This is a genomic window from Thioclava sp. GXIMD2076, assembly GCF_037949795.1.
Classification (GTDB): Bacteria; Pseudomonadota; Alphaproteobacteria; order Rhodobacterales; family Rhodobacteraceae; genus Thioclava; species Thioclava kandeliae.
The window spans coordinates 2,188,284-2,213,157 of sequence record NZ_CP149932.1; the positions used below are offsets into that span (position 1 = coordinate 2,188,284).

Below are 24,874 nucleotides of genomic sequence, written 5' to 3' on the forward strand. Positions count from 1 at the left end.
CTCGGGGCCGATCCTAAGGGCATCGCTACAAGATGCCCCGACAAACGGGGCCGATCCTTCCGGCCCGCCCTCCCTTCGCCGGACCACTGACCAAGTTCCATCAGGAGAACCAGATGCCCCATAAGGATTGCACCAAAGGCCACGGTGCCGCCGGACCGTCTCCCGCAGCCTCCGCTACAAAAGGGATCTCGCGCCGCGCCCTGCTGAAAACGGGCGCCGCTGCCGCCGTGGCCACGGGCTTCCCCGCGCCCATGATCTGGGCGCAGAATATCAAGGACATCACGATCACCCATATCGGCCAGTCCTACTCCACCATCCCCGAGATCGGCGCGCGCGCGAACGAGGAGTTGGGCTTCAGGGTCGAGATGCAGACCGCGCCGGATCAGACGACCCATATCAACCGGCTGCTCACCCAGCCCAATTCGGTCGATGTGACCGATATGCCCAATACCAACCTGAAATATTTTCAGGGCCGTGGCGTGCTGATGCCGGTGAAGACCTCGGATTACAAATGGTTCGACAAGACCATTCCGCTGCTGACCACGGGCAAATACCCCGATGGCACCTCCGCCACGATGGAGGGGATGGCGCCGATCAAGACCCAGTATTGGGCCACGCAGGACGCCAAGGACTATTCGCTGACCCCCACCGAATGGCTGGTCGGCGTGCCGATGTATTACAATGCCGATACGCTGGGCGTCCGTCCCGATCTGATCGGGCGTCCGGTCGATAGCTGGGCGGAGTTGCTCAATCCCGAATTTGCCGGAAAGGTCGCGCTGCAGGATGGCACCGCCACCGGCATTGCCGATAGCGCCATGGCGCTTCAGGCGCTCGGCGAGATCGACTATGCCGATAAGGGCAATATGACCAGGGCCGAGATCGATGCCACGATCAAGAAACTGATCGACTACAAGAAATCCGGCCAGTTCCGCTCGTTCTGGACCAATTTCGACCAGTCGGTGCAGCTGATGGCCTCGGGTGAGGTGGTGCTGCAATCGATGTGGTCGCCCGCCGTGACCGAGGTGCGCACCCGCGGCATCGATTGTAAATATAACGGCATGAAGGAAGGCTATCGCGGCTGGTATATCATGATGACCGCCATGAGCCATCTGGACGGGCTCAAGCGCGATTGCGCGATCGAATATATGAACTGGGTCAATTCCGGCTGGGCGGGGGCGTTCATCTCGCGGCAGGGCTTCTACAACTCGGTGCCCGAGAATGTGAAAGCCTTCATGTCCGAGAACGAATATGGCTACTGGTACGAGGGCAAACCGGCGACCGAAGACATTCTCAACCCGTTCGGCAAGGTCATGGAGAAGGCCGGTATCACCCGTGATGGCGGCTCGCTCTGGGACCGGATGGGCAATATAGGCATCTGGAACACGGTGATGGACGAGGATCGTTACCTGACCCGCCAGTGGCAGAGCTTCCTCGCCGCCTGAGGCCTCGACAGCGGCGCGCAGGCCCCCCTGCGCGCCCTGCGCCCTAGGTTCTGCCTCGGGCGCTCCTCGGGCCCTGCCTCGGGAATGTCTTTTGTAAATGCGCCTCATCGCCCCGCCACGGGACGATGCGTCTCCAAGCCAGAAGAGGCAGAGCCCTGCCATGTTTTCCAGTCCCCGTCTCCCCCGCATCCTCCCCTCGCGCGGGCTCTCGCCGAAGCTTGTCTCCGTGTTGCAGGTCACGCCGATGGCGCTTGTCTATATCACCCTCGTGCTGGTGCCGCTCGGGTTGATCTTTGTGGTCAGCTTCCTCGATTACAATTTCGCGCAGGTCTTCCCCGAACTCTATCTCGAGACATGGATCGATACGCTGACCTCCGATCTGACGTTATCGCTCTATCTCAAGACCTTCAAATTCCTGATCATCGTCTGGTGTATCTGTGCGCCGCTGGGCTTCGCGATCGCCTATTTTCTAGCCTATCACATCCGCACCAACTGGGTCCGCACCCTGCTGGTGGCGGCCATCGCCATCCCGTTCTGGACCTCGGGGCCGATCCGCATGGTGTCCTGGGTGCCGCTTCTGGGCCGTGAGGGTCTGGTGAACCAGACGCTGATGGGGCTGGGCCTTGTGGACCAGCCGGTGAGCTGGCTGATGTATTCGGAATTTGCCGTGATCGTGGCCTATGTCCAGATGCTCACCATGCCGATGATCGCGACCTCGCTCAACTCCATGGCCAAGATCAAACCTTCGGTCATTCAGGCCGCCGAGGATGCCGGTGCCTCCGAATGGCAGATCGTGCGCGATGTGATCTTCCCGCTGGTGCGGCCCGGCCTTGCCATCGGGACGGTGATTATTGTGACCGCCGTGATGGGCGATGTGTTCATGGTCAAATATATGGGCGGCAGTCAGGTGAACACGGTGGGCATGTCGATCATCACCGATCTCAACGCCTTCATGTATCCGCCCGCTGCGGCCAAATCGGTGCTGCTGCTGTTCGTGGTGCTGACCATCGTTCTGGCTCTGCTGCGCTTTGCCGATATCCGCAAGGAGCTGCGCCAATGACCCGCCGCAGCAGACCGCTCTCCTTCTATATTCTGGGCGCGCTGACCGTCCTCTTCATCGCCTATGTCTACGCGCCGATGGCCTGCCTCTATATCCTGTCCTTCCAGGGGCCCGATGGCGGCATGTCCTTCCCGATGGTGGGCTGGTCGCTTGACTGGTTCCGCATGCTGTTCTCCGGCTCGGGTCAGGGGCTTGGCGATATCCCCACCGCCTTCGAGCGCTCGATCCGGCTGGCCGTCTGTGTGGGGGCGCTGACACTCGTGATTTCGGTCACCGCGGGACTGGCCTATCGGCGCCGCTTTCCGGGGGCGAATTTCGTCTTCTATTCGGCGATTGCCTCAATGGTCCTTCCAGGCATCTTCATCGGTTTCGGGATCGCGTTATCCTTCAACATGCTGGGCTGGCAGAGCAACTGGTTCACCTCCGGGATTGGCGCGCAGCTGACATGGACCCTGCCCTTCGGCCTGCTGATCATGTTCATCATCCTTGGCCGCTTCAACACCAGCTACGAGGAAGCCGCGACTGATCTGGGCGCGAGCGCGCGCCAGCGCTTCCAATGGGTGATCCTGCCGATCATCCTTCCCGGTGTGATCGGGATCGGCATGGCGGGTTTCACCTCATCCTATGAGGAGACCATGCGCACCTCGCTCAATGTCGGCACGGGAAACACCCTGCCGATGGAAGTCATGGGCCTTCTCAACGCTGCCTCCACGCCGGTGCTGTTCGCGATCGGCACGATGACGACACTGGTCTCCTTCTCCCTGATCATCATCTCGCTGCTTGTGATGTCGCATATCGCAAAATGCCGTAGCATGAGGAAACCCCTATGAGCCTTGCGCATGATCTCACCCCCGCCCGCCGTCCCGCACCCGCGCTCCGGCAGGTGACACAGGGCCATCGTTTCGATGCGGAGCTTGTGGCCGTCACCAAGCGATACGGCCATGGCGCACCGGCGGTCGATGCGATCTCGCTGCGGATCCCGCGCGCCTCCTATTGCTGCCTTCTCGGTCCCTCGGGTTGCGGAAAATCCACCACGCTGCGGATGCTGGCGGGCCATGAGGAGGTCAGTGATGGCGCGATCCTCATCCATGGCGCCGAAATCACCAAGGCGGCCCCCGTGGCACGCGGAACCTCCATGATGTTTCAGGATTATGCGCTTTTCCCGCATCTCTCCGCGCTCGATAATGTGGCGTTTTCGCTCAAGGTACAGGGCGTGGCCAAGGCCGAGCGCCGTACTCGCGCCAAGGAATATCTGGAACTCGTGCAGATGGATCATCTGGCGGACCGGCTGCCGAACCAGATGTCGGGCGGCCAGCAGCAGCGGGTGGCGCTCGCGCGCTCGCTGATTACCCGCCCCAAGGTTCTGCTCCTCGACGAGCCACTCTCCGCGCTCGACCCGTTCCTGCGTATCCGGATGCGGGCCGAGTTGAAACGGATCCAGAAGGAACTGGGCATTTCTTTCATCCATGTCACCCATAGTCAGGACGAGGCGCTGGCACTGGCCGATCTGGTCGTGGTGATGAACAATGCGGTCATTATGCAGGCTGGCACCGCCCGAGAGGTATTCGAGACCCCGCAAAACGCCTTTGTCGCCAAGTTTCTGGGCGGGCACAATGTGGTGGAGACCGCGACGGGTCGGGCCTCGGTAAGGGCGGATCAATGCGTCATCGGGAAACGCGCTGGCATGCGCGCGCTCGACGGCACGGTCGCGATGATCGAGTATCAGGGCACATCGGTGCGCATCACCCTCGAGGCTGCGGGCCATGACGATCTGACCGCGCTGGTCCCGACAGCCGTCTATTTCGACCATGCGCTCGAACTGGGCAGCGCCTGCACCCTCTCGTGGAATGCGGCAGACGAACATCCGCTTCAGGGCTGAACGGACGAGGGGCATATCAGTCGATGTGCCCCTCGTCAGGCATGAAGTGGTCCGGACCGCTCAGGCGACCCTGGCCAGTTCTTTGGATCGGACCTTTTCGGTGATCCATGTCCGGAATTGCACCAGCGGCTCGCTCTCCATCTGCTTCCACGAGGCATTGAGATAATAGGGCGAACGGATGTGATAGGGGTCGGCCACGGGCACGAGCCGTCCCTTCTCGAGCGCATCGGCGATCAGCAGCGAGCGGCCCAGAATAACCCCAAGCCCCGCGCTTGCCGCCTCCATCGCCGTGCCGGCCTGATTGAAGCGCGACCCGTGGGCGACACCTTTGCGGCTGATGCCGAAATCGGCAAGGTAGCGCGCCCAGTCCGGATAGGTCCCGTCCATGCCGCCCGTTGCGCGATCGACATGGGCCAGCGGTGCACTTTGCAATATGGTGCGGCTGTCATTGCCAAATCGCGCGGCAAGCTCGGGCGAGCAGACGGGAATGATCTCTTCTTCGAGCAACGGCTCGCTATGGCAGTCAAGCTGGCTCAACCAGTTGACAATCCGCAGATCGCTTTCCTGCTCCTCGGCCTCCTTGCGGGTGAGGAAGGTTTTGATCGTCACATCCACCTCCTCCGATTGCCGTGTGAATTCCGACAGGATCGGGATCAGCCAGAAGGTGGCCACCGAGGTCGAGGCCGAGACCGTCAAACGGCGGCGCTCGTCATAATCGGAGGCCTCCAGCGCGAGGATGGCGTCATTGATCAGATCGAGCCCGCGACCGATACGGTGCACATTGGCGCGCGCCTCGGTCGTGAGTTCGATCCGGCTGTTCTTGCGGATGAAGAGCCGCACCTGCAGGAACTCCTCGTGCTGGCGGATCTGGTGGCTGACGGCGGTGGGCGTCACGCACAGCTCGTCTGCAGCCTTCACAACGGAGGAATTGCGAGCGGTCGCCTCGAAGGCCCGGATCGCGTTGAGTGGAATTCTTTTGCGCATATTGATCACCTCAATGACGTTTCCCTCTCCTGCATTAGGCGCCCGTTTCGGGCCTCGGTAAAGCCTGCCGCCGCGCCTGTGGGCGGCCTTTGCGCCCGTAGTCCGGACTATGCCCGCAATCCGGCAGAATAGTCGGAAATCGCACGATTTTTCGGCCTTTTATGGGCGGGGTCAGGCGCGTTTTCGGGCCTGTCCGAGGGGGCTGTCGCACAGCCCTTTCCGGCCGCGGGCAGAGGCTTTCGCAGGCGGGAGGGGCCGGTATGGAAAAGGGCGCCCGGAGGCGCCCTCTTGCATGTCGGTCCTGCGGCTCATGCGGCGCCGCGGGTTTCGGTGGCGGCCACCCGATCCAGCCTGTAGGATCCCGGCATCCGGTTCTCGATAAAGGCCCAGCGGTCGCGGATCTTTGTCTGCTGCGCCATATCCACCTCGGCCAACACGACCTCATCTCCCATGGTCGCGGCTTGCGCCACGATCACTCCGTCAGGGCCGCAGATGAAGCTCGCGCCGATGAAGGTGGTGCCGTTCTCCTCGCCGGCCTTGCCGCAGGCAATGGTCCATGTCGCGTTGGAATAGGCGCCACCGGTGATTGCCAGCTGGCTGGCATAGCGCGCGGCCTCGAGCGTGCCGCCATTCATCACCGGCGTATTATACGAACAGCAGAAAAGTTCGGCCCCGTTCAGCAGAAGGCTCCGCCAGCTCTCGGGAAACCGCCTGTCATAGCAGATCAGCCCGCCCGCCGCACAGCGCGCCCCGCCCCGAAGTTCCAGCGGATAGGCCGGAAAGCCCAGATCGCCCGGCTGGAAATAGCGCTTCTCGAGGATGGTGATCTCCTTCTCCGGATCGGGGTCCAACTGGCCGGGGATATGCACCTTGCGGAACACGCCCTTGGTGGCGCCATCCGGTCCGATGAAGCTCATGGAGTTATAGAGCCCGTTCTTTGTGGGCTCCTGATGCGATACGACGATGGCCAGTTCCGTCTCGCGCGCCTTTTGCCCGATCCGGCCCATCGCAGCAGTGACGGATCGGACATCGTCCCATTCGGAGATGTCCTGCACCTTTGCCGCGAAATAGGGCGAGAGGGCCAGCTCGGGCAGGACCGCAATCTCGGCGCCCTGCTCTGCCGCGGCGCCCATGAGCGACAGGATACGCCCGACCGTCTCGTCGAGCGTGGCACTTGCGGGACCCATCTGCAGGGCTGCGGCCTTGAACGTGGTCATGGCAGGCCTCAGGCCGATTGTCTCAGCGCGTCGGGGCCCGCGATGATCTCCATCGCCGAGGTCTCGTCGATCACATCGCAGATCTTGAACTGCATGTCGAACAGGGCTGCGGCATGGCTCATCTCGATCCGGTCGAAGACGCCCTCCTCGATCACCTGCATCTTGTAGCCCATCGCCTCGCCATCCACGCAGGTGGCGCGCACGCAGCCGGAGGTGGAGTTGCCGACAACCAGGAAACCGTCGATGCCCTTCTCCTGCGCGATCAGGTGCAGATTGGTGAAGGCAAAGCAGGACGGCGTCTGTTTCTCGATGAGAATGTCGCCTTCGACCATCGCTACCTCGGCCGGAATCTCGGAGCGGAAATCGGTTGCGGCAAATGTCCCGCTTTCGGCGCGTGCCATGCCGGTATAGCCGTGGAAGACATGTTTGGAGTAGATTACCGGCATGCCGGATGCGCGCGCCGCCGCCAGCAGACGTTGCTGCACCGGAATGGATTTCCACGCATGCGGGCCGCACGCGCCGGGGAAGCGGTCGATCTGCTCGTGGATCGGACGGTCCTCGCCGATTGCGGTCACCTGCATGTCGATCACCAGCAACGCATTGACTTTGCCCGGCCCGTGCGGCTGGCGCAGATTATGGCGCGCGGCGAGAAGTTTCCTGTCATTCTCGGTCAGAAAATTTTCCCAGACCTTGTTCATGTCGCTCTCCTTTTCGGGCCCCTCAACGGGCATTGCACAAAGCCTAGGCGCGGCGCGACCCGGACAGATAGTGCGGATTTCTGTTCCGCGGGCTGAGAAACACTCAGCCCGTGGCCTGCTGGTCTGTCGGGCGGGCCTCCGAGGGGCTCATCGGCGGGGCTGCCAGCTCCGGCATGAGAAAACCTTGCGCCGTGCCAAAGTTTAACTCCTTTGACCCGGTGGGCGGTTGGGCGGATCTAGATCCTATGACCCATCCAGATCCCCATGCGGTGCCGACACGATCGGAACGTCACCGTATCGCCATTGCCTGTACCGTCTCGCTTGTCTTTCTTATGCAGGGCATCGACACGACGATCCTGACCGTCGCAATTCCCGGAATTGCCGCCGACCTGCAGCGCTCGCCATTGTCGCTGCATCTTCTGGTAAGCGCCTATCTGCTGGCGCTTGCGGTGTTCATGCCGGTGGCCAGCTGGTTCTCCGACCGGCTCGGGCCGAGGCGGTTGTTCTGCCTGTCCGTGCTGATCTTCATGGCGGGCTCGGTCCTGACCGCCTTCATGCCCACGCTCGGGCTGATGATCCCGTGCCGGATGCTTCAGGGGTTCGGCGGGGCGCTCATGACACCTGTGGGGCGGCTGATCGTGCTGCGGGCCTTCGGGCCCGGGCGCACGATCGATGCGATGACATGGCTTGCGATCCCGACGATGGTCGGGCCGCTCATCGGGCCGCTTTTGGGGGCGGTGCTTGTCGAGATGTTCGACTGGCGGCTCCTGTTTGTGGTGAACACGCCGCTTGCCATCGCGGCCATTCTCGGCGTGCTCCGGCTCGTTCCGCCTTTGCCCGCTGTTGCCGCAGGCCGCTTCGACACGCGTGGCTTCCTGCTGGCGGGGCTCGCGCTTGTGACCTTCCAGCTGGCCATCGAGGCGCTCGGGCTGTGGGGCGGGATCGGTCTGACGCTATTGCCGGTCTCCGCTCTCGTGTTCTGGGTCTATACCCGCCATGCGCGGACGCGCGAGAAACCCGCGCTCGATATTTCCCTCTTCCACTTCGAGAATTTCCGCATCGGTGTGCTTGCGGGCGGGCTGGGCCGCGCGGGGCTGAACGCGATGGCGTTCCTGCTGCCGCTTTTCCTGCAGCTCGGTCTGGGCTTCCGTCCGCTGCAGGCGGGGCTGATCTCGGCGCTCGCGGCCTTCAGTTCTCTGGCCTCGAAGCCGGTGCTCAAACATGTGATCCGCAGGCTGGGGTTCCGTCGCACTCTGGTGGCGCTGACAGTCGCGGGCAGTCTCTCTCTGGCCGCCTATGCCACCGTCAGCACCGGCTGGCCGGTCATGGCGCTGGTGGGCATGTCCTTCCTCGCGGGGGCGGTGCGCATCCTTTATTTCAACTCGGTGCAATCGATCACCTTTACCGGACTTCCCGCAGAGCGGCTGTCTTCGGCCACCGCGACAGCAGGTGTCATCCAGCAGCTCTGCATGGGGCTCGGGATCTCGCTCTCCGCCGCCCTCCTGAGCGCGCTTCAGGGAGAGGCCGCGGAGGTGGGTATGCGCGATTTCAACCATGCCTTCCTGATCATGGCCGTGCTGCCGCTGCTGTCACTGCCACTGCTGATGACACGCGCGGGGGGCAGGCAGGAGCCCGCCGCAGCGCCGCTGAGAAAAACTAACCCCGAGAAGGAGAACAAGTCGATTGGCGCGATTGCGCGATCGATAGAGACTACGACCAAGGCCGGTGAGCGCGCCCCCGAGCGTGCCTCCGATACGGCCGCCTGACGCCGGACAACGCGTGCCGGCCCATCCGACACAGAGCGAAAGGACCCTCCCCATGACCCAGATCGGTGTCTTCCTTCCCATCGGCGGCAAAGGCTGGCTGATTTCCACCACCTCGCCCGCCACGCGCCCCAGCTTCGATTTCAATAAGGCGATCGCGCAAAGGGCCGAGCATTTCGGTCTGGACTTCGCGCTCTCCATGATCAAGTTCCGCGGCTATAACGGGCCGTCACGCTACTGGAACGAGGCGCTGGAGAGTTTCACCATGATGTCGGGCATCGCGGCGGTGACGCAGAGGATCAACCTCTTTGCCTCCTGCGCGATGCTGACCCTGCCGCCCGCGATTACCGCGCGGATGGCCGTGACGATGGACAGTATCGCTCCGGGCCGTGTGGGGGTGAATATGGTCACCGGCTGGCAGCCCAAGGAATATTCGCAGATGGGACTGGAGCTGACCCCCGAGCATTTCTCGCGCCGCTATGATTATGCGGGGGAATATGTGCAGGTCATGCAGGAGCTGTGGGCCACCGGTCGGTCAGATTTCAAAGGCGATTTCTTCCAGATGGATGATTGCGTCCTCGAGCCTTTGCCGACAAACAAGCGCATCCCTATCGTGGGCGCAGGTCAATCCGAGGCCGGGATGGATTTCGTGGCCAAATATGGCGATTACAACTTCGTGGGTTCGGGGGGTGATCTCAACAATACGACCGCTTCGCGCGATACGGTGGCCCGCGTCAATGCCGCCGCTCAGCGCCATGGCCGCGACACTGGTGCCTTCTTGCTGCTGATGGTGATCGCCGACCGTACGGAAAAGCTCGCCTTCGACAAATGGGAGCTTTACAAACAGGGCACCGATATCGAGGCCCTGCAATGGCAGGCCTCGCAGGCCGGTCAGGACAAGGTCGCCAAGGACGGCTCGACGGCAGCCGCGCTCGTGCGCGCCATCGACAACCCGCAACCCACCGGCATGCTCAAGCTTATCGGCTCCTACGAGCAGGTGGCCGCGATGCTGGACGAGATCGCCAGCGTGCCGGGCCTCAAGGGGATCATGCTGACCTTCGACGATTTCATCATCGGGATGGAACAGTTCGGACAGTATATCCAGCCCCTGATGAAGACCCGCAATGGCGCCGCGCGCAAAGCGTCTTTCGCCGCCTGATCTTTGCCCTTGCTACGAGACCGCGTAACCGCCGGAGCCTTTGCCCGGCGGTTACGCCTTTCGGCGCAAGATCCTAAGCGGCGCCTTACAGGAGTATTCCATGAAAGATCTCTCGTTTTCCTTGCCTTCGGCCACCGAGATCCGTCACCAGATCCGTTCAGGTCAACGCACAGCGCTTGAAATTACCCGCGCCTGTCTTGGCCGGATCGCGCAGCGTGATCCGATGGTGAGAGCATGGATCAGCCTCAATCCCGAGGCCGAGGCACAGGCTGCGGCGATTACCGCAGATGACCCGCGCCCTCTGGCGGGGGTTCCGGTGGCGGTGAAGGATATGATCGAGACGCGCGATCTGCCCACGACCCATAACTCGCCGCTCTATGGCGGCTTCCGCCCTGCTGCCGATGCGCCCTGTGTCGAGCTGTTGCGGGCCGCAGGCGCGATTATTCTGGGCAAGACCGACACCACCGAATTTGCCGCCTGTGGGCGCGATGCGATGACCGCAAATCCCTTTGATCCCGTGCGCACCCCGGGCGGCTCCTCGGCTGGCACCGCCGCCGCGGTCGCCGATTTCCATGTGCCGCTGGGACTTGGCACGCAGACCGGAGGTAGCACGATCCGTCCTGCCGCGTTTTGTGGCATCCCAGCGCTCAAACCCTCTTGGGGGCTTATCTCGACCGAAGGAGTCAAACGCTATGCGGTGAGCTTCGATACGGTCGGTCTGTTTGCCCGCGAGATCACCGATCTGGTGCTTCTGGCCGATGTCTACAATCTTCCCGAGGCCGCGCCGTTGCGCGAAGGCCGGTTGAGGCTCGGCCTATGCCCCACCCCCTATGCCGATCAACTGGCCCCCGAGATGCGCGCGGTGCTTGATGGTCTGGCCAAAGATCTGGCACCGGTTGCCGATATCACTCCCTTCGACCTTCCGGCAGACATAGCGGAGCTGGATGCGTTGCACCGCTCTGTGCAGCATTGCGAGGGCGCATCGGCCTTTCTCAATCTGGCCCGCGCGCGTGGCACGCTTCTGCATGACGATTTCCACGCCCGGGCCGACTTGCGCGAGGGGTTTACCCAGCGCCAGAATTTCGAGGCCTATGATGCGCTGGCCCGTCACCGGATGACGGTCGAGACGATGCTCGAGGAGGTCGATTTCATCATCGCGCCCTCTGCGCCGGGCTTCGCCCCGCTCGGGCGCGGTGCGGGCAATCCGCGGTTCAACGCGCTCTGGACCGCGCTGCAGCTTCCGGTCCTGAACCTGCCCGTATCGGGTCAGACCTTGCCGCTTGGTGTGTCGCTGATCGCAAGGCGCGCCGATGACCGGCGTCTTCTGGAGGCTGCGCCGAAACTGCTTCCCTATCTGTGAAAGACGGGCCTGGGGCCGCGCCCGGTAAAGGCGCGGCCTGTCTGCTGTCAGTTGGCCTCCGCCAGTTCCGGCTCGGCCCGAAGGCTGTTGCTCGACTGCGCGAGATGGCGACAGGCACGCACGGTCTGGGCCATGATGGTCAGCGTGGTGCCGGTCACGCCCGAGCCGCAGAAGGTGCTGGCATCGGTCACCAGCACGTTGGGGGCCTCCCAGAGCTGGCCCATCGGGTTCACCACCGAGCTTGCAGGATCTGTCCCCATCCGCGCCCCGCCGGTTTCATGGATGGCCGCCCCCATGACCATGACATCCTTGAAATAGCGCCGGAAGAGGAAACGCGACAGGGCGCCTGCCTCCGGATAGGCGCCCTTGCCCCATTCGCGAATGCGCTTGGCCGAGCCCAGAAACTGCACCTCGCCGCCCGCGCCGTTGATCGTCTCGAGGAAGAAAGCCTCCTGCCGCTCTAAAAGCGCCTCGTCCTCGGCGGACATGCGGCAGACGATATGCGCCCCCGCCAGCCCCCAGCGATCTTTGACCTTGGGATCGAGCGTCACGCGGTTCCGGGCATTTGGCTGCATCTGACCGAAGCCGAAGAATAGCAGTTTCGCCGGATCATCGGCCCCCACGGGCGAGCGTCCGATACCGCCCTGAAAATCGAACTGGCCACGGGTTTTCGGATCACCGGAGGAACGGGTGATGAAGATCCCGCCTTGGGGCTCATAGAAGGCGTCCTTGGGCAGGCTGTCATCGCCCGTCCACTGCCCTTTCACCGGCGCGTAGTGGCCCATCGCGAGCATCGGCAGCTGGTCCATGAAATAGCGCCCGAGCTGATCATGGTGGTTGCCGAGCCCCGAATGCCAGAGCAGGCGGATACTCTCGATCGGCGAGGCGCTGATCACGATATGTGCGGCCTCGAGCACCAGCACCTCACCCGTGCGCGTGTCGGTGATCTCGACCCCCGTGGCGAGACCGTTCTCGGTCAGCACACGGCGGGCGACCGAGTTCCAGCGGATGGTCAGCAGGCCCGTGGCCTTGGCGGCCGCCAAAGGCGCGAAGACGCGCTCGGGCGTGGGCGCGACCGAGCGCCAGCTGATGATCTCGCGTTCGGGCCATTTGGCCTTCACACGCGCCTTGAAATCGATCTCGGCGGGGCTCATCTTCGCGGGGCCCTTCATGATGCCATCGGGGTTCTGGGGCAGGCCATCGATATCGCCATAGATCCCCAGAAGGCGTTCAACCTCGTCGTAATAGGGCGCCATATCGGCATAGCTGACGGGCCAGTCGCAGCCTTTGCCGGTGACCGATTTCGCCTTGAAATCGTCATCCGACCAGCGCATCAGCACCCGCCCGAATGTATGGGTGCGCCCACCTGCCTGACGGCCGCGGATCCACACGAAAGGCGCGTCCTTGGGGGTGGTATAGGGGTTGTCGCGGTCATTCACATAGAAGGGCGCGAGCATGCCGCGAAAGAAAGCCGCTTTGGCCTGCACACCCTGCCCGCCCAGCGTGGCGCGGGCGCGCTCCATGATGTTGATGGGCGGCACAGGCTTTTTCTTGGCGGGGTCGAACTCGGATCTGGTGACCTCGCGCCCCGCCTCCAGCAGGAGGACCCGCAGGCCCTGAGCGGTCAGCTCATGGGCGGCAAAACTTCCCGAGGCGCCCGAGCCCACGACGATGGCATCATAGGGGCGGCTCATGCGTGCACCCCTTCGGCAATGCGCCTGAGCCCCTCGGTCGAGCGCGTGGCAAAGCGCCGCCAGTCCGAGGGCTGGTCATGCTCGACAATCATCAGCTGCGATCCGGCCGCGACACAGGCATCCCAGAGGGGCTGCCAGTCCATCACACCACAGCCGAAATCGGCAAAGCCCTTCTCGTCGAGCGCCTCGCCCTTGGGGGCGATATCCTTCACATGCACGGCAGGAATGCGCCCCGCATAGCGTTTGATCCACGCCATCGGGTCCGCGCCGCCCACGACCATCCATGCCAGATCTGGCTCGAAAGGGACACTCTCGCCCAGAAGATGCTCGATCGGATAGCTGCCATCTTCCAGAGGCACCATCTCGAACTCGTGGTTATGATAGGCGAATGTCAGGCCGCGCGCCTTCATATCCTCGGTATAGGCCGCAAGCCGCTCGCCTATCGCGCGCCAGCCTTCGGCGGTGCTCGGGCGATCCTCGGGATAAATATAGGGCACCACCACCAGCCACATGCCGTAAAGTTTGGCGATCCGCTCCACCAGATCGGGATCGGTGTCGAAGATATCGAGTGTGAAATGGCCGGTTTTGGCGGTCAAACCATGCGTCTTGATGGCCTGCGCCGCACGCTCGACCTCGGCCATATCATCGGGAGGACCAAAGAAGAACGGCTGCACATCGGTATAGCCAAGCTCTTTCAGAAGCATCAGTTGCTCATCGAAGCTCTCCGCCTCGCGCGAGGAGAAGAGTTGGAATGACATATCACCATTGGGAAACATAAGAAGTCCTTTCGCGGATCAGCCGATCCGGAGTTCGGTTTCGGGATCAAAGAGATGGGCGCGCAGGGGGTCGGGCAGCACTTTCAGGGTCGCGCCCTCGGCATCCGCCACCCGCTCGCGGAAGACGCCGGTGATGGCGGTGCCGCCCATCGCCAGAAAGACCATCGTTTCCGAGCCGGTGGGCTCGACCAGCTTCACCCCGCAGGGGATGCCGGTATCCGACAGCACCATATGTTCGGGGCGGAAACCGTAGATGACCGGCCTGCCTTGGGCGAGGGTGCAGCCCGCGGCAAGCGGCAGCACGATGCCGTCTTCGCTCACAAAGATCGGGGTGCCCTCGCGGCGCTCGACCCGGCCCTTTACGAAATTCATCGAGGGCGAGCCGATGAAAGCCGCCACGAACATATTGGCGGGCGCATCATAGAGGTTGAGCGGCGTGTCGCATTGTTCGACCAGCCCGTCACGCATGACCACGATCTTGTCGGCCATGGTCATCGCCTCGACCTGATCATGGGTGACATAGATCGTCGTCGTCTTCAGACGGTGCTGGAGCGCCTTGATCTCGGAGCGCATCTCGACGCGCAGCTTGGCATCGAGATTGGACAGCGGCTCATCGAACAGGAACACCTGCGGGTTGCGCACGATGGCGCGGCCCATGGCCACCCGCTGGCGCTGACCGCCCGAGAGCTGGCGGGGATAGCGGCCAAGCATAGGTCCGAGGCCGAGGATCTCGGCCGCCTTGCCAATCCGCGCGGCCCGATCCGATTTCGACAGTTTCGCCAGTTTCAGCGCGAAGCCCATATTCTCGGCCACGGTCATATGCGGATAAAGCGCATAGCTCTGGAACACCATGGCGATGTCACGGTCGCGCGCGACCACATCATTGACGACGCGAGGCCCGATGGCCACCTCGCCGCCCGAGATCTCCTCGAGCCCCGCGATCATGCGCAACAGGGTGGATTTGCCACAGCCCGAGGGGCCGACCAGCACGACAAACTCGCCGTCCTCGATCTCGATATCGACGCCATGGATCACCTGCTGGGTGCCATAGGTCTTTGTGACGTCGCGAATGGTTACAGTGGACATATCAGTCTCCTTCATGCAGGCGCGGGGCGCTCAGCCCTTCACAGCGCCGCCAAGAATGCCGCGGACGAAATATCGCTGGGCGGACAGGATGAGGATCAGCGGCACGAGCACCGACAGGAAGGTGGCGGCCATCAGCGGCCCCTGCCCCTGTGTCGTCTGCCCGACCAGCCCCGCGAGGTTTACGGTGATCGGCGGTGACATCGCCGAGCCGCCCATGAACAGAAGCGGGATCAGGAGGTCGTTCCAGCTCCACAGGAAGGCCATGATCCCTAGCGAGGCCATGATCGGGCGCGAGAGCGGCAGCACGATGGAGATGAAGGTGCGCAGTTCGGTCGCGCCGTCGAGGCTGGCACTTTCGTAAAGATCGCGCGGGATGGACGCGATGAAGCCGCGCATCAGGAAAATGCCGAAGGGCAGCGTGAAGCCCACCTGATAGAGCCAGATCCCGGGGATGGTTCCCGAAAGGCCGACGCTATTGTAGAATTTCAGAAGCGGGACCAGCGTAATCTGCGGCGGTGTGACCAGCAGCGCCACGAGGATCAGCGATAGAGTGGTGCGGCCCGCGAAATTCATCCGTACCAAAGCATAGGCGCCGATCACCGATAAAAGCACCGTCAGCACCGTTGTCGGGATCGCGATGGCCACCGAGGTTGCGAGGCTTGCGCCCACATTCAGCTGGTCGATGGCCATGGCGTAATTCTGCGCGCTCAGCAAAGGCCGCACGAAGGCCATCCACCAGCCCGAGGTCGCGGTATCGGCCTGCGGGCGGACCGAGCTGACAAAGAGCGCCAGCACCGGCATGAACCAGAATATGAGAAAACCGATGATCAGCACGTGGAGCGCCAGACTTTTCAGCTGCCGGGTCCGGCGCGCGGCCTGTCCCTGCACACGGCTTTCGGAGAGGTGGTCGATCTCGGGTGTGGCCATGCTCATCGGGCGGCCTCCGCTTTGAACTGGAAGATATTGATGAAGGCGATGGGCAGCGCGCAGAACAGCAAGATCACTGCGATCGCGCTGGCATGGCCGAGGTCATTGACCGAGAACAACTCGTAATAGAGCCGGTTGGCGATGACATCGGTGCCGAAATTGCCGTTCGTCATGACATAGACAATATCGAAGACCTTCAGCGCCGCGATAATCATGGTGGTGAAGACCACAAGGATCGAGGGCAGGATATTGGGCAGGATGATCGAGAAGAAGATCCGCACTTCGCCCGCCCCATCGAGCCGCGCGGCCTCGACCATATCGGTGCCGATATTCTTGATCGCCGCCGATAGGATCAGCGTGGCGATCCCGAGTTGCAGCCAGACCGCAATGAAGATCAGCGCGAGATTGTTGACCACGGGCTGGATCAGCCATGGCACAGGCGCGATCCCGAAGAGTTTCAGCACCGCATTGAACGTGCCGATCTGCGCCATCATCGCGGGCTGGTAGGAATACATCTGCGTCCAGATCACCGAACCGGCGGTGAAGGAGATCGCGGTGGGCAGGATGACGACGGTCATCGCCAGCGGCTCGTAGGAGATCTTGTCGAACAGGACCGCACTCAGCAGCGCCAGCACCAGCACTGCCAGCGGAAAGCCGATAAGCCAGATCACGTTGTTCCAGACCACATCGACCATCTCGCCCGAAAAAGCCCAGACATAATTGGCCCCGCCTAGCCATTCGGTGCCGCGCGCGCCCTTGAGCGAGGTAATGAGCGTCACGATCACCGGATAGACGAGGATCAGCAGCACCAGAAGGATCGGCAGCGAGAGCCAGACCCAGGGGCGCAACCCGCGGCCCGTGCGCACGGGCAGTATCGACAGGATCGCCTCGCCCATGCCGAGCCCCGCATAGACGAGGACCGGCAGGCCGATCGCCCCTATGGCGATCAGCAGGGGGATATAGGACAGGCTCTCCATCACTCGACAGTCGCCTGAACCGATTGCAGAAGGCTATCGAGCTTCTTGGGGTTCTGCATATAGCCTACGACCGCCTTGTAATAGGCCGAGGAGGTGGCCGGCGCGTTCAGCGTGTTGGGGCCTGCGACAAATTCCACATCGGGATTGGCGAAGAACTCTTCGGCGACTTCATGCAGGGTTTTGCTCGAATAAGCATCGACAGGCACGTTTTTGTTGGCCACAGGCCAGCGGTTTTGCGAGGCCAGATAGCTCTGCGCCGCATCGGAGGCCATGAATTCGAGGAAGGCGCGGGTTGTGGGCGTATCGGTCAGACCGACCGAGATCGAGGCCTGATAGAGCTCGTAATTGGCGAAGGCCGGATCGGCGGCGGGCACACGGAAGAAATCGATATTCTCGCCCGGTTTGGCGGTTTCACCGATGAGCCCCGGCACCCATGCGGCCCAGAGCGCCAGCTGGCAGGTGGGCGGCGTGGAGGTCAGGCCGTTATAGCCCACCGAGATCGGGGTCGAAATCGCGCCGATTGGTCCACCGGAGAGATGATCGGCCGCGCCAATGGTGCGCCCGAATTCCTCGAACGCCCCTTTGACCTCCGGCGAGGTCCAGGCCAGCTCGCCCTTGCCCCATTGGGCATAGAGTTCGGGGCCATAGGTCTTGAGGAAAATATTGTCGACCATCTGCGCGCCCGGAAAGCCCGACGAGCCTCCCGCGCCTTGCGCCGCACACCAGACCGGATTGCCCTTGGCGGCCTCCCCGTCGGCCCAGTCCGAGAGCGCCTGCCAGCTTTCGGGCGGGTTCGGACCGGTATAGGTCTCGGGATTATACCAGACCATGAAGGTGTTCATATGCTGGAAAATCCCGAAGGTCTTGCCCTCATAGCTGGCGGTATCGAGGAGCATCGAATTGTAATTCGCCGACAGCTCGTCACCCATGAAAGATGACAGATCGAGTGTCACGCCCTCCTTAGCGTAGTTCAGTGCGGCCCCCAGAGCGATGTCGGCGACATCCGGTGGATTGCCGGCCTGAACGCGGCTTTGCACCACGGTGGCCGTATCGGGCGATCCGGTATAGCGCACATCAACGCCCGTGCCTGCCTTGAAGGCATCATAGACGGTCTGCAGCGTCTGGCCCTCGGCACCCGAGGCCTGCCCGATCATTTCAAGACTGCCGGCAAGATCCTTGCCCGCGGCGATCTTTTTGGCCTCGGCGACGGCGGCATCGTAATAGGGATTGTCCTGGGCAAAAGCGGGAGCGATGCCGGTCACGACCAGCAGCGAGGTGGTTGCAAGATAACGGGTTGGCTTAATCACGGTCAGTCACTCCAGTGAAGATGGACCCCTCGTCGGGGCGCATGGACCCGGGCATTTAGAACCGGGCTTGCGGATCCGGGAAATCGGACGATACTTGAATTATGACCTCGATTGACATTAATGCGTCAATATTGAACATTTATCGTTAGGGCTGAAAAAACCTCAGTAGGAGCGTCTATGGCCAAGCATGCAGAGCCTCTCGCACGGCTCGATTCAGGACACCGGCAGCTGGCTCGCGCGCTGCGCGATCAGGCCAAGGATCGCGCCCAGCTGGTGGTCGAAACCGGCTGGTCGCGCAATACGGTCGCAGCCCGTTTGCAGGATCTCGAAAATCAGGGTTGGCTTGCCCGCCGTGACGCGCCGCGTGCGGAACGTGGACGCCCTTCAAACCTCTATGAACTCAATCCGAACGGGCGATTTTTCTTTATCGTCCGGTTCGGACCGGATGCGCTGATGGGGGCGATCTCGACCCTGCGCGGCAAGGTTCTGGGGGAGGCCCGCTCGGCCCTGCCGCATGGTTTTACGGCAGAAGGAACAGTGCGCGAGATCGAGACCATGCTGGCGCGGCTCGTTGCCGAAACCGGCATAGACCGTTCCTGTATCGCCGCGCTCGTGCTGGGTGTTCCGGGGCCGGTTCACGGGCGCTCGCGGACCGTGCCGTGGTCGAAAGTCGGCGTGCTGCCGGAAAATCTTGCCGAAATAATGGGCATGGAGGTGCTGATCGAGAATGACGCGAATCTCATGGCGCTGGGGGCACGCCTGCAGGCGAGACCCGACGAGAGCCTGCTTTATGTCTTTATTGATATCGGGATCGGTGCGGGACTGGCGCTCTCGGGTGAGCTGCACCGTGGCGCGCAGGGATGGGCGGGAGAAATAGGCCATATACCGGTGGCCGCTGCGGCGGGGATGCCTTGTGTCTGCGGCAGTGAGGGCTGCGTCGCAGCGGTGGCCTCGAACCCCGCGCTTGTCCGGCAGGTCTCGACGGTGGCGCGCCCCGTGGCGGATCCCCTTGCTCTGGCAAAGCTGGTCGAGCACGGGGATCTCGAGGCGATCATTGCCCTGCGCGAGGCCGGACGCAATCTCGGGGAGGCGCTGACCGGTCCGGTCATTGCGCTTGCCCCTGATGTAGTGATGGTCGGCGGGGTGCTGGGACGTGCGGGCGGGCATTTGCAGGCAGGGATACGGGAAAGCCTGACCAGACGCATGCCGCCTGCCCTCGCGGCGCTCCTGCGTATCGAGGACGGACCGCTGGAGGAGATTGCGGCCATACGCGGTGCGGCCGATCTGGGATTCGATCTGCTGTTCGGGGAGGATCCGGTCATGCCCTCCGGCCTGCGTCTGCAGCGGTGAGCGGCGGCCCCTCGGGGCCGCCTACAGTGCCCGCTTATGCAAGAACCGGCGGACCGGCCTATCTCAGGACATAGCGGACCGTCGCGGGCATCTCCGGCAGCTCCGTCTCCCCCAAAGCGCGGCGCAATGCGATCTCGATCGCTGTGGCATAGGCGCTGAGCGGCAAGGCATTCGGACGGTCGGAAAACGGCTGTTCCAGCTCTTCGGCCAGCGCATCCAGACCGAAGAAGGCATAGGCCACCAATGCCGCGACGAAAGGCGCCATCGCGCCGAGCGTATCCACGAAGCCGAAGGGCAGGATGATACAGTAGATATAGGCCGTGCGATGGAGCAGAAGCGAATAGGCGAAGGGCACCGGCGTATTGGCCAGCCGCTCGCAGGCCAGAATGGACGCGGCAATCCGCGCGATGCTTTCATGCAGCACCAAGGCTTCGACATGGGTCAGATGCCCTGCCCGTTCCATCCGCCCGATCGCCTGTTCCGCCTCGGCCAGAGCGGCGTCGGTTTCCCAATAGGGGTTGCGCCCGCGCAGCTGTCCCTCGGCGAGATGGCCGAAACGGATAAGTGCGTGGAACAGCGCGCGCCTGTCGTCATTATCGGGCAGATGGCTGGTCTGGCGCTGGATGTCGCGGCAGGACTGGATCATGACGCCCCAATGTCTGCGCGCCTCCCACCAGCGGTCGTAGCAGGCGCCATTGCGGAAGCTCAGGAAGATCGAGAGCGCGATCCCGATCAGCGCGAAAGGCGACGGATCGAGCCCCGTCACATAGGACGGAAAGTAGTCGTGGCCCGCGATAACCCCGATACCGATAAGAAATACAAGCAGGATCTGGGGCCAGATGATCTGGATTACCGAACCTTGCAGAATAAAGAACAACCCCAGAAATGTGGGGCGTTTGCGGACGATCACGATGATCCCCTTTTGCCTGAATGAGTGATCACGCGCCGGCATGGCGTGGACTATGCGCGTTGCGGTAAATAGCTGCGCGTCCGTTCACAAGGCTCGGGATGTCTACGAAGGCAGGGCAAATTGTCTCAGGGGGGGGCGTGGCTTGCCGAACCAGCGTGCGAGGGCGTCTCGGGTAACGGCGCGGCGAGGCAGAACGGGGGCGAGGCGCATCCCGTAGACTTCCTCGACCGGACGATTGCCCAGCAGGGCCGCGGCAAGATCAGGACGGGCCCCCAGAAGGGCTATCTGGTCCCTGCGCGACAGGGCGCGGAAACCGATAGGGCCCGGCCAGAAGCTTTCCACCCAGACACCATTGGCAAGGATCGCCGCGTGGCGCTCGAGAAGAAGATGGACATAGGTGATCTGGCGTTTGCCATTCATGATCCGCGCGCCGTTCCAGCCGCTCTCGGCCAGATGGCGGGCGCGGATCAGGCACGACGTGCCATCGACCCGAAGCCAGAGACAATGCAGTCCCGACACGACCAACGGCGCGCTTTGCCCCAGAGCCTGCGCGCGCAGCTCGACAGGACGCAGCCTGCGATCGGCAAGCTCCGCAGGGCCAAGGCTTCGTTGACCGCACCATGCCAAACGCGCGCAGCCGTCATGCGTGATGATTTCCTCACCTGCCATGAGGGTCTCGATCGGGCGCGGACCGGCAGGTGTGGCCACAAGAGTGCCAGCGGCGATACAGGGGATGCCCACCGAGTAGAGCTGCGGCGCGGTGGACAGCAAGGCAGGGTCGACCGATTGCAGCCTCAGCGTCTCGCCGTTGGGGAAGGTCAGGATCGAGCCGCCTGCCCCGTCCGAGGTAATCACCACATCCCATGCATTGACCGGATTACCCTCGGCATCCGTCAGCGCCGAAACATCGAGCTGGTCGATCGAGCGGCCTGCGCCATCATCGGTCATGTCGAAATCGGTGACGACATCGTTGCCGAAACCATCATCGAGGATCAACCGGTCCGCACCGGTGCCGGTGGTGATCGTATCATCACCGGCATTGCCGGTGATGCTGTCATTTCCGGTGCCGCCAGACAGTGTGTCACTGCCGGCAGAGCCAGTTATCGTATCGTCACCCGCTCCGGCGAGGATATGGACGGGGCTACCCGCGAGAGCGGCATTGAAATTGTCGCTATAGCTTGAGCCGTCGATCTGCTCGATTTCCCAGAAATAGGTGGTGGTGACCCCGCCATCATAGGAGATCGTGCCGACGCCGCCGGTATCGGAGGTCCATGTGACATTCGCCGCCGCCCCCGAGAGGGAGACCGTGTCATAGTCGGTGCCACCGAAGATGCTGCTGCCACCATCGGTCGAGCGCAGGTCGAAGAGGTCGTTGCCAGCCTCGCCCCAGAGGGTGTTCTGGCCCGCACCGCCCCAGAGCGTATCATTGCCGTTCCAGCCGTTCAGGCCGTCATTGCCGTCACCGCCTTCGATATAGTCGTTGCCATCGCCCCCGAAGAGGCTGTCATTGCCGGCACCACCATAAATCGTATCATCACCGGAGCCGCCGCCGACGGTGTCATCGCCCGCGCCCATATCGGCATAGAAGCCCGATCCATCGGCATCGCCGCGCAGTGAGTCGTTATATTCCGAGCCGCGATATCCCTCGATATTGTCATAGGTCAGCGAGCTGGTGCCATCAGTTGCCGTACCGTCTTCCCAGTCGGTTGCGGTGATGGTGACGCCATGCGTCATGTAGTAGAAGTTCAGACTGTCGTTATCGGAGCCTGTGGTCGTCGTGTTGTCCCCGAGGATCGTATCGACGCCCCAGTTATCGCTCAGATAGAAGGTATCGGCATCGGCGCCACCGAGCAGGCTGTCATTCCCATTGCCACCTGCGATATGGTCGCTACCATCCCCGCCATAGATCGTGTCATTGCCATCATCGCCGAGGATGGTGTCACTGCCCGCCTCGCCATAGATGAGGTCGTTGCCCGCGCCGCCGCCGATCCAGTCATTACCGCTACCACCGTAAACGGTGTCATTTCCACCTTCCGCATAGAGGCGGTCATCGCCCGTGCCACCGAGGATCGAGTCGTTGCCGCTGCCCGACCAGACGGTATCGTTGCCCGCACCCGCATCGATCGTGTCGTTATAGACCCAGTTCGGATCGCCGCTCACATCATCGATGGAATCGTTCCCGTCGCCGCCCGAGACACTGTCACCATCGAGCGAGGTGGCACCGCCCTGCCCGTAGAGAATGGTATCGTTGCCGGTGCCGCCGGAGATGGTATCGGCCCCCGCACCCGACGAGATGGAATCGTCACCCGCGCCGCCGGCCAGAGAGTCACCGTAGGAGGCGCCGGTGATCGTGTTATTGCCGGTCGAGCTGTAGGTGGCGGAATGGATCGCGGAATAGTTGACGCCCGCGGTATTGATCGTGGAGCTGGGCGACATGACAACGCCGGGCTGGATCTCGGAGCTTGCGAGATACCCAACGACCGTATTGCCGATCTTGATCGTATAGAAGGTCTGCGGATTGCCCTGTGCGTCGGTATAGTTATACGCATCCTCGATATAGGCCGTGCCGGAATTGACGATCGTCCCGCTGGAATTGCGGATGACAACGGTCTGCTGGCTGGTATCGTTACTGACGTTATCGGTGACGGTATCGCCCGAGATCTGCGTGTCATCATCGGTGAAGGTATAGGTCAGGCCGTTGGTCGCAGCTTCCCAATCCGGCCGCAGCCGGTAACCGCCGCTGACCAGTTGGAAATCGCTCGTGCTATATCCAACGAATGTATAAGTGGCCATACCATCTCACTTGCGAGTCAAACTGGCGCAGATTGCCCTGCGGCCATTGTTCCCCAAATGTTCGAAAGTCTGGTTAACTTATTCTGTCAAATTCTGCCTAGTTTCCAAAATTTTGCCTTTATTTCAAAGCGGAGGCGCGGGTTGGTGGCCCATTTCCGCGTCAATCCAGGTCATCAAGGTAATGACCAGCCGGCTCTGCTCATCGGGCCCGAGCGGAATTCCCGCAGCAATCTGGTGCCATTTGGCAATACAGCTACGGCAGCAGCAGGCGGTGGCGTGTTGGGCGATGAAGACCGGATGTCCGCGCATGGGCGTCTGCTTGCCGTCATTTCTCGGCTGGGCCGGCGCGATACGCTGTGCGACGAAGTCGCGGGCATGGCGCTCTATCGTGCTCCGCCCTTTCGCGTTGCAATAGGCCCGCTCGCGCGGGCCTAGATGGAAACGGGATCTGAACGCTGAACGGGCCAGCCGTGCGAAGAGATCCGCCTGCGCGGGCACGGGATCAGGCGCGGCCGAGCTTGGCCAGACGCGCGGCACGCAGCTGCGCGAAATCATCGCCCGCGTGATAGCTCGAGCGCGTGAGAGGCGTCGCCGAGACCATGAGGAAGTTCTTGGAATAGGCGGATTTCTCGTAGGATTTGAACTCGTCGGGCGTGACGAATTTGGCCACCGCATGGTGCTTCGGCGTGGGTTGCAGATATTGGCCGATGGTCAGGAAATCGATATCGGCGGAGCGCATATCATCCATCACCTGGCGCACTTCCTGCGCCTCCTCGCCCAGACCCACCATGATGCCGGATTTGGTGAACATCGCCGGATCAAGCTCTTTGACCCGCTGCAGAAGGCGCAGCGAGTGGAAATAGCGGGCACCCGGACGCACGGTCGGATAGAGCGAGGGCACGGTCTCGAGGTTGTGGTTGAACACATCGGGGCGCGCCTCCACGACCTTCTCGAGCACGTCGGGCGTGCATTTCAGGAAGTCGGGCGTCAGGATCTCGATCGTGGTCGAGGGGCTGCGGTGCCGGATGGCACGGATGGTCTGGGCGAAATGTTCGGCCCCGCCATCTTCCAGATCATCACGGTCCACCGAGGTGATCACGACATGGTTAAGACCCAGCTTCTCGACCGCATGCGCGACCCGGCCCGGCTCGAAGACATCGAGCGCATCGGGACGACCGGTCGCGACATTGCAGAAGGAACAGCCACGGGTGCAGATATCCCCCATGATCATCATCGTCGCGTGACCCTGGCTCCAGCACTCGCCGACATTCGGGCAGCCCGCTTCCTCGCAAACGGTGACGAGCTTGTTCTCGCGCATCAGGTCGCGGGTCTGCTTGTAGCCGGCCGAGGTGGGGGCCTTCACGCGGATCCAGTCCGGTTTCTTCGGCTGGGCGTTATCGGGCCGGTGTGCCTTTTCCGGGTGGCGCTGGTCGGGGATTTTGAGATCGCGCATGGGATGGGTATCCTTTCGGCTTTGCCCACCCCCATATTC

The 24,874-nt window shown here is 62.5% G+C and carries 21 protein-coding genes; 8 read left to right on the plus strand and 13 right to left on the minus strand.

Going from position 1 to position 24,874, the window contains the following annotated elements; translation table 11 throughout:
- The first annotated feature begins 113 nt into the window (after positions 1-113).
- The 4 genes from WDB91_RS10795 to WDB91_RS10810 all read left to right on the plus strand — a co-directional run bounded on the left by WDB91_RS10795 (position 114) and on the right by WDB91_RS10810 (position 4,381).
- Entirely contained in the window at positions 114-1,442 is a 1,329-nt protein-coding gene (locus WDB91_RS10795; protein ID WP_339112569.1) for an extracellular solute-binding protein, read from the plus strand.
- A gap of 160 nt (positions 1,443-1,602) precedes the next feature.
- A complete protein-coding gene (locus WDB91_RS10800) occupies positions 1,603-2,502 on the plus strand; it encodes an ABC transporter permease (RefSeq protein WP_339112570.1) in 900 nt (299 codons plus the stop codon).
- Positions 2,499-3,332: an ABC transporter permease gene (locus WDB91_RS10805; RefSeq protein WP_339112571.1), complete on the plus strand. Its 834-nt coding sequence runs from the start codon at positions 2,499-2,501 to the stop codon at positions 3,330-3,332. The genes WDB91_RS10800 and WDB91_RS10805 overlap by 4 nt, the downstream gene beginning before the upstream one ends.
- A 53-nt stretch (positions 3,333-3,385) precedes the next feature.
- A complete protein-coding gene (locus tag WDB91_RS10810; protein ID WP_339114507.1) occupies positions 3,386-4,381 on the plus strand; it encodes an ABC transporter ATP-binding protein in 996 nt (331 codons plus the stop codon).
- Between the two features lie 60 nt (positions 4,382-4,441).
- On the opposite strand, the gene WDB91_RS10815 is transcribed toward WDB91_RS10810, so the two are convergent.
- From WDB91_RS10815 to WDB91_RS10825, 3 genes are all read right to left on the minus strand, one after another.
- Positions 4,442-5,365 (minus strand): LysR substrate-binding domain-containing protein, encoded by a 924-nt coding sequence (locus WDB91_RS10815; protein ID WP_339112572.1) that lies wholly within the window; start codon positions 5,363-5,365, stop codon positions 4,442-4,444.
- 308 nt (positions 5,366-5,673) lie between these two features.
- Entirely contained in the window at positions 5,674-6,582 is a 909-nt protein-coding gene (locus WDB91_RS10820; protein ID WP_339112573.1) for a nitrilase-related carbon-nitrogen hydrolase, read from the minus strand.
- An 8-nt stretch (positions 6,583-6,590) separates the two neighbouring features.
- Positions 6,591-7,280 carry an isochorismatase family protein gene (locus WDB91_RS10825; protein ID WP_339112574.1) on the minus strand — a complete coding sequence of 230 codons (690 nt, stop codon included), beginning with the start codon at positions 7,278-7,280 and terminating at the stop codon, positions 6,591-6,593.
- Positions 7,281-7,525: 245 nt separating this feature from the next.
- Between WDB91_RS10825 and WDB91_RS10830 the strand changes: the two genes are divergently transcribed.
- From WDB91_RS10830 to WDB91_RS10840, 3 genes are all read left to right on the plus strand, one after another.
- Positions 7,526-9,046: an MFS transporter gene (locus WDB91_RS10830; protein ID WP_339112575.1), complete on the plus strand. Its 1,521-nt coding sequence runs from the start codon at positions 7,526-7,528 to the stop codon at positions 9,044-9,046.
- A 52-nt stretch (positions 9,047-9,098) separates the two neighbouring features.
- Positions 9,099-10,202: an LLM class flavin-dependent oxidoreductase gene (locus WDB91_RS10835; RefSeq protein WP_339112576.1), complete on the plus strand. Its 1,104-nt coding sequence runs from the start codon at positions 9,099-9,101 to the stop codon at positions 10,200-10,202.
- Positions 10,203-10,302: 100 nt separating this feature from the next.
- Positions 10,303-11,562: an amidase gene (locus tag WDB91_RS10840; RefSeq protein WP_339112577.1), complete on the plus strand. Its 1,260-nt coding sequence runs from the start codon at positions 10,303-10,305 to the stop codon at positions 11,560-11,562.
- A 47-nt stretch (positions 11,563-11,609) separates the two neighbouring features.
- Here WDB91_RS10840 and WDB91_RS10845 read toward each other — a convergent pair whose 3' ends face one another.
- From WDB91_RS10845 to WDB91_RS10870, 6 genes are read right to left on the minus strand one after another with little or no spacing between them, the layout of a single operon-like run.
- Positions 11,610-13,256: a GMC family oxidoreductase gene (locus WDB91_RS10845; protein WP_339112578.1), complete on the minus strand. Its 1,647-nt coding sequence runs from the start codon at positions 13,254-13,256 to the stop codon at positions 11,610-11,612.
- Positions 13,253-14,014 (minus strand): sugar phosphate isomerase/epimerase, encoded by a 762-nt coding sequence (locus tag WDB91_RS10850; RefSeq protein WP_339112579.1) that lies wholly within the window; start codon positions 14,012-14,014, stop codon positions 13,253-13,255. Before WDB91_RS10850 ends, WDB91_RS10845 begins: the two co-directional genes overlap by 4 nt.
- Positions 14,015-14,050: 36 nt before the next feature.
- Positions 14,051-15,118 (minus strand): sn-glycerol-3-phosphate ABC transporter ATP-binding protein UgpC, encoded by a 1,068-nt coding sequence (gene ugpC / locus WDB91_RS10855; RefSeq protein WP_339112580.1) that lies wholly within the window; start codon positions 15,116-15,118, stop codon positions 14,051-14,053.
- Between the two features lie 30 nt (positions 15,119-15,148).
- Positions 15,149-16,051 carry a carbohydrate ABC transporter permease gene (locus tag WDB91_RS10860; RefSeq protein ID WP_339112581.1) on the minus strand — a complete coding sequence of 301 codons (903 nt, stop codon included), beginning with the start codon at positions 16,049-16,051 and terminating at the stop codon, positions 15,149-15,151.
- Positions 16,048-17,022, minus strand: coding sequence for a sugar ABC transporter permease (locus tag WDB91_RS10865; protein WP_339114508.1), 975 nt, complete (start codon positions 17,020-17,022; stop codon positions 16,048-16,050). Before WDB91_RS10865 ends, WDB91_RS10860 begins: the two co-directional genes overlap by 4 nt.
- Complete coding sequence (locus tag WDB91_RS10870; RefSeq protein ID WP_339112582.1) at positions 17,022-18,329, minus strand: extracellular solute-binding protein; 1,308 nt, start codon at positions 18,327-18,329, stop codon at positions 17,022-17,024. Before WDB91_RS10870 ends, WDB91_RS10865 begins: the two co-directional genes overlap by 1 nt.
- A 177-nt stretch (positions 18,330-18,506) precedes the next feature.
- On the opposite strand from WDB91_RS10870, the gene WDB91_RS10875 reads away from it, so the two are divergent.
- Positions 18,507-19,679, plus strand: coding sequence for an ROK family protein (locus WDB91_RS10875; protein WP_339112583.1), 1,173 nt, complete (start codon positions 18,507-18,509; stop codon positions 19,677-19,679).
- 58 nt (positions 19,680-19,737) lie between these two features.
- Here the strand turns inward: WDB91_RS10875 and WDB91_RS10880 are convergent, their stop codons facing one another.
- From WDB91_RS10880 to lipA, 4 genes are all read right to left on the minus strand, one after another.
- Positions 19,738-20,589 carry a bestrophin family ion channel gene (locus WDB91_RS10880; protein ID WP_339112584.1) on the minus strand — a complete coding sequence of 284 codons (852 nt, stop codon included), beginning with the start codon at positions 20,587-20,589 and terminating at the stop codon, positions 19,738-19,740.
- Positions 20,590-20,691: 102 nt separating this feature from the next.
- Positions 20,692-23,382: a Hint domain-containing protein gene (locus tag WDB91_RS10885; RefSeq protein ID WP_339112585.1), complete on the minus strand. Its 2,691-nt coding sequence runs from the start codon at positions 23,380-23,382 to the stop codon at positions 20,692-20,694.
- Between the two features lie 123 nt (positions 23,383-23,505).
- Positions 23,506-23,937 (minus strand): DUF4186 domain-containing protein, encoded by a 432-nt coding sequence (locus WDB91_RS10890; RefSeq protein ID WP_339112586.1) that lies wholly within the window; start codon positions 23,935-23,937, stop codon positions 23,506-23,508.
- Positions 23,885-24,835, minus strand: coding sequence for a lipoyl synthase (gene lipA, locus WDB91_RS10895; protein ID WP_339112587.1), 951 nt, complete (start codon positions 24,833-24,835; stop codon positions 23,885-23,887). The genes WDB91_RS10890 and lipA overlap by 53 nt, the downstream gene beginning before the upstream one ends.
- Between the last annotated feature and the right edge of the window lie 39 nt (positions 24,836-24,874).